The 12,065-nt window shown below is 36.1% G+C and carries 14 protein-coding genes; 4 read left to right on the top strand and 10 right to left on the bottom strand.

The genetic code is table 11. The features are described from left to right. On the bottom strand, window positions 1-1,113 hold a 1,113-nt coding region (mgtE, locus tag AC1DOS_RS12995), incomplete at its 3' end, for a magnesium transporter (protein ID WP_477537848.1). Window positions 1,114-1,214: 101 nt separating this feature from the next. On the opposite strand from mgtE, the gene prpE reads away from it, so the two are divergent. Continuing rightward, window positions 1,215-1,958 (top strand): bis(5'-nucleosyl)-tetraphosphatase PrpE, encoded by a 744-nt coding sequence (gene prpE, locus AC1DOS_RS12990; protein ID WP_477537847.1) that lies wholly within the window; start codon window positions 1,215-1,217, stop codon window positions 1,956-1,958. Here the strand turns inward: prpE and AC1DOS_RS12985 are convergent. From AC1DOS_RS12985 to AC1DOS_RS12970, 4 genes are read right to left on the bottom strand one after another with little or no spacing between them, the layout of a single operon-like run. Continuing rightward, on the bottom strand, window positions 1,955-2,827 hold the full coding sequence (locus AC1DOS_RS12985; RefSeq protein ID WP_477537850.1) for an RluA family pseudouridine synthase: 873 nt from the start codon (window positions 2,825-2,827) through the stop codon (window positions 1,955-1,957). The two genes, prpE and AC1DOS_RS12985, sit on opposite strands and share 4 nt — an antisense overlap. Further along, window positions 2,820-3,620: an NAD kinase gene (locus AC1DOS_RS12980; RefSeq protein WP_477537846.1), complete on the bottom strand. Its 801-nt coding sequence runs from the start codon at window positions 3,618-3,620 to the stop codon at window positions 2,820-2,822. The genes AC1DOS_RS12985 and AC1DOS_RS12980 overlap by 8 nt, the downstream gene beginning before the upstream one ends. Continuing rightward, window positions 3,617-4,297, bottom strand: a complete 681-nt coding sequence (gene yjbM, locus AC1DOS_RS12975) for a GTP diphosphokinase (protein WP_477537845.1) — start codon at window positions 4,295-4,297, stop codon at window positions 3,617-3,619. The genes AC1DOS_RS12980 and yjbM overlap by 4 nt, the downstream gene beginning before the upstream one ends. Window positions 4,298-4,328: 31 nt before the next feature. Further along, on the bottom strand, window positions 4,329-4,715 hold the full coding sequence (locus AC1DOS_RS12970; protein ID WP_477537844.1) for a UPF0738 family protein: 387 nt from the start codon (window positions 4,713-4,715) through the stop codon (window positions 4,329-4,331). 109 nt (window positions 4,716-4,824) lie between these two features. Between AC1DOS_RS12970 and AC1DOS_RS12965 the strand changes: the two genes are divergently transcribed. The 3 genes from AC1DOS_RS12965 (at window position 4,825) to AC1DOS_RS12955 (ending at window position 6,755) form a co-directional block, all read left to right on the top strand. Next, window positions 4,825-5,394: a CYTH domain-containing protein gene (locus AC1DOS_RS12965; protein ID WP_477537843.1), complete on the top strand. Its 570-nt coding sequence runs from the start codon at window positions 4,825-4,827 to the stop codon at window positions 5,392-5,394. 159 nt (window positions 5,395-5,553) lie between these two features. Beyond that, entirely contained in the window at window positions 5,554-5,952 is a 399-nt protein-coding gene (locus AC1DOS_RS12960; RefSeq protein WP_477537842.1) for a globin domain-containing protein, read from the top strand. Further along, the gene (locus tag AC1DOS_RS12955) at window positions 5,949-6,755 is read left to right on the top strand and encodes a ClpXP adapter SpxH family protein (RefSeq protein ID WP_477537841.1); all 807 of its coding nucleotides are present in this window, start codon (window positions 5,949-5,951) and stop codon (window positions 6,753-6,755) included. Before AC1DOS_RS12960 ends, AC1DOS_RS12955 begins: the two co-directional genes overlap by 4 nt. 280 nt (window positions 6,756-7,035) lie before the next feature. On the opposite strand, the gene pepF is transcribed toward AC1DOS_RS12955, so the two are convergent. The 5 genes from pepF to AC1DOS_RS12930 form a co-directional block, all read right to left on the bottom strand. Continuing rightward, on the bottom strand, window positions 7,036-8,853 hold the full coding sequence (pepF, locus tag AC1DOS_RS12950) for an oligoendopeptidase F (RefSeq protein ID WP_477537840.1): 1,818 nt from the start codon (window positions 8,851-8,853) through the stop codon (window positions 7,036-7,038). A gap of 55 nt (window positions 8,854-8,908) precedes the next feature. Beyond that, a complete protein-coding gene (locus tag AC1DOS_RS12945) occupies window positions 8,909-10,036 on the bottom strand; it encodes a competence protein CoiA (RefSeq protein ID WP_477537849.1) in 1,128 nt (375 codons plus the stop codon). A 110-nt stretch (window positions 10,037-10,146) separates the two neighbouring features. Continuing rightward, window positions 10,147-10,815, bottom strand: coding sequence for an adaptor protein MecA (gene mecA / locus AC1DOS_RS12940; RefSeq protein WP_477537839.1), 669 nt, complete (start codon window positions 10,813-10,815; stop codon window positions 10,147-10,149). A 260-nt stretch (window positions 10,816-11,075) separates the two neighbouring features. Then, window positions 11,076-11,471, bottom strand: a complete 396-nt coding sequence (gene spxA / locus AC1DOS_RS12935) for a transcriptional regulator SpxA (protein WP_162920212.1) — start codon at window positions 11,469-11,471, stop codon at window positions 11,076-11,078. Window positions 11,472-11,873: 402 nt separating this feature from the next. Then, window positions 11,874-12,065, bottom strand: a 192-nt coding sequence (locus AC1DOS_RS12930) for a putative glycoside hydrolase (protein WP_477537838.1), incomplete at its 5' end; no start/stop codon positions are given.

Genomic DNA, 12,065 nt, shown 5'->3' with positions numbered 1-12,065 from the left:
AATTAGACCAGTACCCGCTTCACGCATTAATAATTTCATTTTGCTTTGTTCTGCGATATCACCAGTTGCGATACCTCTAACTGCTACAGCTAGTGCCTGGGTACCACTATTTCCTGCCATTCCTGCTATTAGAGGAATAAAGACGGCTAATATCGCCACTTTATCTAATGTTTCTTCAAATATCCCCATTAAACTCGCTGTAAACATGCCTAAAAATAATAAAATAATAAGCCATGGCAGTCTTTTTTTAGCAGCAATTAGAGGTCCTTTATCAAACGTGTCCATCTCTGAGACGGCTGCTAATTTAGAGTAATCGTCATTAGCTTCTTCTTCTAAAACATCTAATATATCATCAACCGTGATAATTCCAAGTAAATGATTTTCAAAATCGACGACTGGCACTGCTAAAAAATCATAATCCTTAATCATTCTAGCAACTTCTTCTTGATCTTCACTAACGGAAACACTGACCACCCGATCGTTTCGAATCGAACGAATTAACGTATCCTCTTCTGCCATAATTAAATCACGCAATGATACGACACCTGTTAACTGATGGTCATCGTTAACAACAAATAAATAGTATATGGTTTCGGCTTCTGGTGCTGCATTACGTAAGATCGTCATGGCTGATCGCGCAGTTGAATTTTCCGGAATCGCAACATATTCGGTCGTCATAATTGAACCAGCCGTATACTCTTCATAGTGCAATAAATCTTTAATCTCTTGAGCTGATTCATTATCCATAATGGTTAAATAGCTGGCTACTTGATCTTTACCTAGCTCATTCAAAACGTCTACTGCATCATCCGCATACATTTCGGATAACATATCAGCAGCATACATTGTTTCCATTTCTTTTAAGAATGGCGCATATTCATCATCATCGAGTTCAATTGATTGAAAAATTTCGGCCATTTCTTTTGGAGAGAGATACTGATAGATAATTTGCCTACTGTCAGGTCCCACCTTTTCAAAAAATTGTGCCTGATCATACGGATGTAGCGCTAAAAATTCTTCTCTAAATGCGTCAACTTGGTGTTCATTTAACAATGACAATAATTGTTCAGCATCTAATTCATTTTCTTCATTATTCTTACGCTCTTCTATCATGTATGCTCCCTCCTTTCTTTAAAATGTTTTCATTTCTACTTTTTACATTGTATGGTTAGACTTATGATACCGCAATACTTTATTTTAGAGAGGTGAATGAATTGTCGTATGACATTATTGGTGATATACACGGTTGCTATGTAGAACTAATCTCATTAATTTCAAAGTTAGGCTATCAACAGGATAAGGGTGTATTTGTACATCCACCAGGTCGCAAGCTTGCATTTGTGGGTGATGCTACTGATAGAGGACCTCAATCACTTGCAGTCTTAGAGTTGTTATTCGCTATGCAAGATGCAAGGAACCTAAATTATTGCCCGGGAAATCACTGTAATAAACTTTATCGATTTTTAAAAGGAAGTAACGTGCAAGTTAGTCATGGTTTGGAAACAACTGTCGAAGAGTTTAACCAGTTACCTATAGGCAAAAAAATACATTTCAGGAAAAGGTTTATATCTTTTTATGAGGCTCTGCCATTGTATCAATCTCTTGACAATGATCAGCTTGTCATTGCTCATGCAGGTATTCGGCAAGATATGATTGGTAAACCTATTAACAAAAAAATCAGCACTTTTGTGTTGTACGGTGATATTACCGGCGAATGTCTTCCAGATGGTAGACCTATTCGAAGAGACTGGGCAAAGCATTATAAAGGTTCTACATGGATTGTTTACGGACACACACCAACAAAAGAAGCACGCTTTAAAAACAATACGATCAACATTGACACGGGTTGTGTATTTGGAGGGAAATTATCTGCATTGCGATACCCTGAGTTAGAAATAGTGTCTGTACCGTCTCTTCAACATTACGTGTCAGAAAAGTTTCACAAATTTGCAGATTAAGAAAGCAAATTCTTCATATCTTCTGGCATTGGTCTTGTAAAAGTCAGCATTTTTCCTGTCAGTGGATGTTTGATGTCCACTGATGCACAATGAAGTGCCTGCCGAGAAATTTGAGCTACGCTTCCTCCATATAAATCATCTCCAACGATTGGATGACCAATATGAGCTAAATGAACGCGAATTTGATGTGTTCTTCCAGTGTGAAGCAGACACTTCACGTGAGAAAAATTAGCATGATGTCGAATTACGTCGACATCTGTATGAGCAAAATGGCCATCTTCTCGTACCTCACGCTCAATAATACTACTACTTTTACGACCAATTGGCGCAATTATTTCCTGACAATCATCGCTAACTTTTCCATGGACAATGGCTTCATAAGTTTTATTCATCACGTGATTGTGACTCATGATGTGATGGATGTGCCGATTTTTCACTAAACACACTAATCCTGACGTATCCTTGTCCAGACGAGTCAAAATATGCACTGTTGAAGGAATAGACATTTGCTCATAATAATACGCAACAAAGTTTGCTAATGTTCCTGACGGATGTTCACGTGAAGGAATGGTACTTTGCCCAGGTTGTTTATTGACAATGAACAGTACATCATCTTCATAGACAATGTCGAGCGGCCCTTTTTGACGAATCAATCCCTCACTTACTTCTTCTAAAGGAAAAAGAACGGTCACTACATCCCCTATTGCAAGTGGATGTCTGACCGTTTTTACTTGTCCATTTACAAGTAAAGTACCTCCATCAAATTTAATCGACGTTAAGGATCTTTTTGATATTCCCCACGAAGCTAAAGCTTCGCGGAGTAATATTTGTTCCGTAGCTTTAAAAGTAAGTGTAAATTGATTACACATCGCTATCAATAAACGAATCGTGGACGCGTTTCCAAAATGGGAATGGGCGGAACCTTGCGAATCGTACCTTTTCTTTTGCAACACGATATTGAATGGATTTAACGTCTTTATGTAACAATTGTAAATGATCAATCGTCACCATAAAATCAGGTGCTTTTACTGGTTTTAATACGCAGGTATGGTGAGCAGGCAAAATTAGTGGTGCTCCCACTGTTCGGAAAACTCGATTATTAATAGAGGCCATTTCTGTTAATTGCATAGCCTCTAATGATGGATGTAAGACCGCCCCGCCGAGTGCCTTATTGTAAGCTGTGCTCCCAGATGGCGTTGACATACACAGTCCATCCCCACGGAACCGTTCAAAATGGCTGTCATTAAGCTCTACATCCATCACTAAGGTCACGTCAGGGGATTTAATCGTACTTTCATTTAAAGCGAGGTAGACGCTTTGCTCATCGTTATTACGATAATTAATAGTTGCTTCCAGTAGCGGATATTGAATGACTTCAAATTCCTTCTTAGCAATCGAAATTACAAGTTTTTCAATTTCAGCAGGTTTCCAATCAGCATAAAAACCTAAATGCCCTGTGTGGATTCCTACAAACGCTACAGTGGATAATTGTTCCCGATATCGATGGAAGGCATGTAGGAGTGTGCCATCTCCACCAATCGAAATAACGATATCAGGTGACTCTTCATTCCACACCAATCCAAAATCCGTCAAATATGTTTTCGCTCGATCCATTAGTTCATTCGAGTGATCATCATTACGTGATTGGATAGCAAATTTCATGAATGGTTCGACCTACTTTCATTGGAATTGGTTGAGAAATTGACATTTCCACTCTCTTTATTTTCGCTGAAATATTTCTGTGCTTCTTGAATTTCATCACGTATTAGTGACATTTCTTCATCTAAGCGGAAAGCAGCTTCAGCTGCACTTTGTAAACGATTTTTTATTTCTTCGGGAAATAGTCCCTTATATTTATAGTTTAAGGAATGTTCAATTGATGCCCAGAAATTCATGGCTAATGTACGAATTTGAATTTCGACTAATATGTGAATCTTGCCATGAAGGGTTTGAACTGGATATTCAACGATCATATGGTACGAACGATACCCACTCGGTTTTTCATGTGATATATAATCACGCTCTTCGACAACGCTAATATCGTGTCGTTGACGTAATAACTCGACTACCGTTTCAATATCGTCCACAAACTGGCACATAATACGTAAACCTGCAATATCTTGTAATTCATGGGCCAAGCGTGTCGATGGTTCAAACGCGATACCCTTTTCAAGTGTTTTATCATAAATACTCGCAATAGGTTTCACTCGACCGGTCACAAACTCAATAGGTGAGTTTGTATTTTCTATTTCGTATTGTGCTCTCATGCCTTTAAATTTAATTTTCAATTCATCAACTGCTTGTTTATAAGGTTCTAAAAATCGTTCCCACTGACCCATGACGAGTCCCCCTTACCCCTGCTATCGTAATTTATGATAGTGACAGTTGCTCTTTAAATGCTTCTTCAACTGCACTTGAAAACTCTTCACCATAATTGTGATTTCCTTCAATATTAAAGATGAGCATACTTAATTCTTCTCGAAAATTGTCGAGTGAAAATTCAGTCTGTCCCCAAGTTAATACTGGTTCTTTGTCTGCATCAAGTGAAGCAGCAAGTAATGGCCAAACAGTCTTTGGAAACTGTACATATATATACCCATCTACAACATCCATTAAATAAACAAAAGCAAAGTTGTCAGAATCAGTAATTAACTGACCACCTGCTTTTACTTCGTTTTCTTGAGGGTTCTCTTGTAATAAAAAGCGAATGTCTGAACCATTTTGAACACCGCTGTCGACAATATAAGTTTTACGCAATTTTTAGCTCTTCCTTTCAAACTTTACTTACCTCATATTTTATCACAGCTGCTCGTTTGTTGCAGTTTGCAATTTTTTTAGGATAATAAGAAGTAAGGCGGTGATTCTTATGACCATTCAAAAAGAAATAGAATTTAAAAACCTATTAGAAGAAGAAGAGTTTCATTCACTCTGCAGAGCTTTTGCTATTTCAAAACAAAACTTTCATGTCCAGACCAATACTTATTTTGATACTACAAATAATCAATTGCGTGATTCTTTAATGGGCTTCCGGTTGCGAGTCGTTGGAGAACGCAATGAATTAACGTTAAAAGCACCTACTGACAACGTCCATACGATGATGGAAACAACACACTTGATTTCAGCCATTGAAAGAGACGAAATTCTTTCTAATCAATCAATAAGCCCCCGAGACTACAGTGAATTTCAGCAGCTACCTGAGCTATTGTTGGCATTCGGTTCACTTCGCACTGAACGGGCTGAAATATCCTTTCAAGGTGGATTGTTAGTCTTAGATCGTTCGGATTATTTAGGAATTACAGATTACGAGGTTGAATATGAGGTCACCGATATCACAAGTGGTCAACAAAGCTTTAATGAACTGCTCAAATATCATCAGATTCCTAAGCGTCAAACACTTAAAAAAATTGCGCGTTTCATGAAAGCTGCAAAAAGATAATAACATGTAACAAGAAGTTATCATTGGCTATTCACTAATAATTAATAGACATTTTATTCACTTAACACATTATGCAACCGTTACCAAAATCGATTTGTTTGAGAAAAATCCGTGAGGTTGATAGAATGGGAATACAGCGAAAGCAAAGGAGTTCAAAAGATGAACCGAAAACCTATAATTCCTTATGAGGAAATTGGTCCGGAAATATTGTCGCAACTTGTTGATGTCTTTTACGAAAAAGTAGCGGCACACCCAAAGCTTAAGCCTATATTTCCAGAAGACTTGACGGAAACTGCTCGTAAACAAAAACAATTTTTGACTCAATATTTAGGCGGACCAAATATATATTCACAGGAACACGGACACCCAATGTTAAGAGCAAGACATATGCCCTTCCCGATTACACCAGAAAGAGCCCAAGCTTGGCTTGAGTGTATGGCTCTAGCAATGGATGAAGTTGGACTAGAGGGTAAAATTCGCGATGATTTCTATCATCGCCTTGTATTAACGGCTCATCATATGACGAACCGGCCAGACCAAGAGGAGGAAATCGTGTGAATAACTTGCAGATTCCGCCCGAAGCGATAGTTTCTACGAGTTCAACAAAGCCAATTGAGCTATACGCATTTATAGATCCAGTTTGCTCCTTGAGTTTTGATTTACAACCGATTTTGCGAAAGTTACAAGTAGAATATGAACAATATTTTACGCTACGGATTGTCCTTAGCACAAAACTTTCTACGCTTAATTCATTCTGTAAAAATGAATATATAAATGACGACGACTTTACACATCCAGCCCTTCCTTCAGTTGCGATTAAAGCAGCAGAACTTCAAGGAAAAAGAGCAGGCATACGATATCTACAAAAATTACAAGAACAGTTATTCTTAGATACTAAAAATGTAGCGACATATTCAAGTTTATTGTCAATTGCTGAAAAAGCACACTTGGATATTGAAGAATTCAAGTCTGATATTCAGTCTAAGGAAGCAACACGTGCATTTCAATGTGATCTCTATATCAGTAATGAAATGGATGTTACTGAATCACCAAGTATGGTGTTTTTTAATGAACGTATTGAAGATGAAGGTCTAAAAGTTTGTGGTGTTTATTCGTACGAAGTGTATGAGAAGATTTTAGCTGAGATGTTAAATATCGAATTGAATCGTCAAGAACCACCCACGCTTGATGAACTGTTTTTCCGTTATCAAACATTATCAACTAAAGAAGTTGCCTCGATTTATGGCGTTACTAATTATGCTGCAGAACGCGAATTAAAGAAACGTACATTGTTGCAACAATTGGACCGTATCCCAATGGGAGACACCAATCAATGGCGACTTAAAACTTATAATAAATAAATAAAAAACCGCCTACTCCATTTCTGGAGAGGCGGTTTTTTTCACAAAGGGGATGGGAGAAATGTTCACGTTCAAACAAAGGGGTGTGTGTTTGTATGTGATTTATTTCACATCTAAACGATATCATGCCATAACGGATAAATCAATCTTTCACAATCTTTTTCACAAAATCGTCATAGAGTAAGCGTTTACAGTAATGCTCTCAAAATAAATACTAATCTTAAACATTATATTTTAATAACAAAAAGACCTTCATCCATTGAGGATAAAGGTCATTTATTTACTTCAACAATAATTTTTCGAGCTCATTAAGCTTCTCTTCAAAAACTTTACATGCTTCTTCGATTGGAGATGCAGATGTCATATCAACACCAGCTTTTTTCAGTACTTCAATCGGTGTATCCGAACAACCTGCTTTTAAGAATTTATTAATATATCGATCTACAGCTGGTTGTCCTTCTGATAATATTTGATTACTCAATGCCACTGCAGCACTATAACCTGTTGAATATTGGTACACATAGTAATTGTAATAGAAATGTGGAATTCGAGCCCATTCAAGACCAATTTCCTCATCTACTACTAGATCATTTCCAAAATATTTTTTATTCAAATCATAGTAAACTTCGGTTAATTTATCTGCAGTTAGAGCTTCCCCATCTTGATCCATCTTGTGAATTAAATGTTCAAATTCGGCAAACATCGTTTGACGGAATACAGTACCGCGGAATCCTTCTAACCAATAGTTTAATAAGTAGATACGTTTTTGCTCATCGTCAATAGTTTTTAACATATATTCATTTAACAATGCTTCATTACATGTTGAAGCTACTTCTGCAACGAATATCGAGTAGTTACCATAAACAAATGGTTGGCTTGCACGTGAATAATAGCTGTGTAAACTATGGCCAAACTCATGAGCTAGAGTGAATAAATTATTCACATTATCTTGCCAGTTCATCAATACGTAAGGGTTTGTCCCATACGAACCAGAAGAATAAGCACCAGAACGCTTGCCTTTATTTTCAACAACATCTACCCAACGATTTTCCAACCCTTTAGTGGCAATCGAAACATATTCTTCACCAAGTGGAGCAAAACTCTTAAGCATGATGCCTTTCGCTTCTTCATAAGGAATTTCCATTTTCGTCTCTTTTACAAGTGGTGTGTAAAGATCCCACATATGCAACTCATCAAGTCCTAAAACTTTTTTACGAAGAGATACATAACGATGCAATAAGTGCAAATTCTTGTTMACTGTATCAACTAAATTATCATAGACCTGCTCAGGAATTTGATTTTCAGACATAGCAGCATGGCGAGCTGAAGAGTAGTTGCGCAAACGAGCATTTACGTTATCACGTTTAACATTTCCAGCAAGTGTTGAGGCAAATGTATTGCGGAACTTCCCGTAAGTAGCGTACATTGCATGGAATGCGTCTTCTCGTACTCTGCGGTCTTCATTTTCAAGAAAGGGTGAATATCGACCGTGTGTTAATTCCTGTTCGTCGCCATTCTCATCTTTTATTGTAGGGAATTCTAAATCTGCATTATTTAACATGCTGAACGTTTCAGATGATGCGTTTGTTACTTCAGAAACTTGAGCGAGCAATGCTTCTTGTTCAGCAGGTAATACATGGGGACGCATTTCGTTAATTTCTTTAAGAACTTGTTTATATAACCCTAATTCTTCATGTTCACTCATATAACTCAATACTTTCTCTTCATCTAATGCTAGAATTTCAGGGGTCATAAATGATAATCCAGTTGAAACTTTTACAAGCAAATTCTTGATACGACTATCCATCGCTTGATAATGACTGTTTGTTGTATCTTGATCATAGCGCATGTGAGAATACGTATATAAACGGTAAATTCGTTCTGAAACTTCATCTTTATATGCTAAAGCTTCGTATAATGCTTGTGCTCCATTTTTAAAAGTTCCTTTGTAAGAATCTGCTTTTTCTGCTAGCTCACTAACTTCTTTGTATTCACTTTCCCACGCTTCGTCACTTAAAAAAACATCTTCAAGTTTCCAAGTTAATTCCGTTGGGACTTCACTACGAGTTAAAATTTTGTTTTTTGTTTCTGCTGCCATTTGTTTTCCCCCTCGAATCGATTTAATTGAAAAATCGAATAACTACTATATTTTCTCAATTTTCACAACGTATTGCAACTATTTCTTGTTCAAAGTGTGCAAGTAATATAGATTCACTTATGAATATCTCTGAAATTGGTGTGTAAACATTATAGTTAAGCATTTGTAGGACTTTACAATAGCGTGTAAGAACTTTTAAAGCAGTTACTTTATCAGTAACTTTACATTTTGTAAGAATATATGATTCAAGCCATTTGTCAGTGATATCATGAACATCCATATGATGTTGCCTAAGTATACAAATAAGTTCTAATTGCCATTCGGCCAAATGCGCTAATATAACCTGAGAATCCTGTATCGGAAAACCAATACATAAAGGTAAATTTTCTGGACGAACTTTGTTTTCGTAACAGTTGGTTAAAAAACGATCCCTAACGCCAAATGAGCTCGATCGAATCCGATTGTGCAAAAATCTTGCTCGTTTATTCATAAATAGTTTCCAGTAATCTACTCTCTCTTCTTTACTTATCATTTTTACTTGAGCAAATGGAAACGTTTGTTGTTCAATAGACAACGCTCGTATCTTCGCTAAAAATGATGATCCACTTATATGGACTAATTGACTAAAATAAATAAACTTCGCTGTCGAAGGATCATATGTGATGATGGTAGCTCCTGAAGTAGGCAGATTTTTAATAAAAGCATGCATGAACTTGGTCAATTTTATGAGAGAGATACCCTTCGTGGTTAATTGAATGTTAGGGGGCGTTCGAAGTAACCATATGGAAGGTATTTTTACTCGTAAATATCCAGCAGTTCTTTTTTCGATATCGACAGTTGGTATTACACTACATTGAAATTCAATAGCAAAGGTTTTTCTTTTATTTCTCACCAATAAATCCGGTCGTTGAGAAATCTTTGGTATATAGGCTTCAACTGACACTTTACATCCTACTCTGGTAAAAAATTCGGCGAGATGTTGTTTTCCAATTAAATGGGTGGGGGATTCTCTTTCGGAAAAGGAAGTTAAACAATTAGTTAATATAATATGAGCGAAATGGGGAATTACGACTTTGCCAATTTTCAAGCGAAGTGGGGTTTCGCACTGAGGGCATGTAAATTTGCTCGTTTTTCGCAAAAATAGTAACTCTTCTCTTGTGATACTTCTTGTGATGGTGAACATTATTTCGTTATCTTTTAATGCAGTTAATATATACATTCCTCCTTTCTTATTATTTTACGAATTTTCTGATATAAAGGCAAATAAAAAATCCTCCCAGTTAAGGGAGGATTTTAATTAAAGTATTTAAGTACTTGCTCAAATACTTCATCGGCCATAATTTCTTTTCCGTATTCTTTCAAACGGTGGATGGTTACAGTTGATCCATCTACGTATTCAGTAAGAATACTGACCATGTTTTTAATTTCTTCTTCTTCCATCAGTTCTGCGTCTGCATTGACATAGAGGTAATACCGGTCTTTATAAGCGAATAAAGACGTCGATACATATGAAGGTAATTCAAGACGCTTAGCTAATGGAATTAAATCTTCAAAGTCTTTCACGAAAAACGTGAATTCATTTTGAGATTCATTTGTTTCAGTAAATAGACCACTATATTCATCATAAGATTGTTCTTCTGATGAACTTTCTGACATATTAGAAAAATATTGACCCTTGTCGTCCATTTCAAATGGGGAGTCTACTTTCTTTCCATCACGATTTATTTGTGCTCGAGTTACTGTCACTTCAAGTCCTTTATCCATTGCATGAACTTGAATCCATAGCGGACCTTCAACTTCAAAGTCCGATTCATCATTAATTTCATCCATCATTTCCCAAAAGAGTTCTTCACTTTTATCTCGATTAAACCAAATTTCATCTCGGCTGAAGCCTCTTTTTTCAATGTCGATGTATGAAATGTAGAATTTTACTGTGTTTTCATTAATTCGTTCAATATCCATTTTACACATCTCCCTTCGATCGCTTTAAAGGGATTCCCCTTTTTACAGCAACACTTCAAGCCGCTTACCGATACAGTGTCTGTTTCTATTGTATGACGGTCCAGAGGAAATGAAAAGGATATGCATCTACTCTGGCAAAATACAATTTATTAGAATTGTATTAGAGAGCGCAAATTTTATCAAGCTTAAAAATGCAAAATGACTGACCATTCTTCTCAAATACATAGAAGAAGAATCAATCAGCCATTTTTAATTCGAATTTAATTAACCATACGTTGAGCTTCAAGCAATTGATAAGCTCGAACTTTTCGAGGTAAAAAACGACGAATTTCATCTTCGTTGTATCCTACTTGTAAGCGTTTTTCATCTAAAATAATAGGACGACGTAAAAGTCCTGGATGTTCTTGAATTAATTCATACAAACGTTGTAAGGGTAAGCTTTCAACATCTACATTTAACTTTTGGAAAATTTTTGATCGAGTAGAAATAATCTCGTCTGTTCCATCTTCCGTCATTCGTAAAATTTCTTTAATTTCGCTAATACTTAGCGGTTCCGAAAAGATGTTACGCTCAGTATATGGAATGTCATGCTCTTCTAACCATGCTTTCGCTTTTCTACATGATGTACAGCTAGGAGAAGTAAACAATGTTACCATCATAGGAACACTTCCTTTCAAATGTGTAAAGAACTACAGATATATTGTAACGACTTTTTATTTAGAATGACTATTATATAGGTTTATATTTTTATTATACAACAAATTTATTCATTTTAATATAAGATATCAAGGAAAAGTCAAGTTTTTTTTTACGCGACACATTTTAGCAATAATTTATAGTTAAAACCTATGTTTATTAACTTTTTTGTGGTTCTCATACAAATATACCCGCTAAATTAACATTCTAAACACTCATTATTCTAGTTTTTCTTATTCTCAATTAGCAAATGAAAATGACAATCTAATATTCTTTCCCTACATATAATAATACGTAAGTAAACGGCAAAAGGTTTCACTTTTCAAAAAAAAGTTCTCTTCCTATAAGAAAGAGAACTTTTTTCATTTATTGAGGGGAGTGTAATCCACACCCGGTGAATAACGATTACCGGCATTCCATAATAAGTATTCTTTTATTCCAGCTTCATTTAATGCTAGAATTTGTGCTTGTACTTCGGTAGCACCATACTTTTGGTAGTTACCACTACCTAGGTAAGAGGCAGTAAAATCCTGTAACCACGGTCTTGATATAGG

This window comes from Paenisporosarcina sp. P5_A11, from assembly GCF_056400705.1.
Note: the sequence above shows the minus strand (reverse complement) of the source record. Positions and strands in the feature narration are given on the sequence as shown.

Excerpts from the sequence above, each read along its gene's own strand:
- yjbM (WP_477537845.1), bottom strand. The coding sequence starts at position 4,297 with ATGGGTCAGTGGGAACGATTTTTAGAACCTTATAAACAAGCAGTTGAT.
- spxA (WP_162920212.1), bottom strand. The coding sequence starts at position 11,471 with ATGGTAACATTGTTTACTTCTCCTAGCTGTACATCATGTAGAAAAGCG.
- AC1DOS_RS12960 (WP_477537842.1), top strand. The coding sequence starts at position 5,554 with ATGAACCGAAAACCTATAATTCCTTATGAGGAAATTGGTCCGGAAATA.
- AC1DOS_RS12985 (WP_477537850.1), bottom strand. The coding sequence starts at position 2,827 with ATGTGTAATCAATTTACACTTACTTTTAAAGCTACGGAACAAATATTA.
- AC1DOS_RS12945 (WP_477537849.1), bottom strand. The coding sequence starts at position 10,036 with ATGTTCACCATCACAAGAAGTATCACAAGAGAAGAGTTACTATTTTTG.
- mecA (WP_477537839.1), bottom strand. The coding sequence starts at position 10,815 with ATGGATATTGAACGAATTAATGAAAACACAGTAAAATTCTACATTTCA.
- AC1DOS_RS12965 (WP_477537843.1), top strand. The coding sequence starts at position 4,825 with ATGACCATTCAAAAAGAAATAGAATTTAAAAACCTATTAGAAGAAGAA.
- AC1DOS_RS12980 (WP_477537846.1), bottom strand. The coding sequence starts at position 3,620 with ATGAAATTTGCTATCCAATCACGTAATGATGATCACTCGAATGAACTA.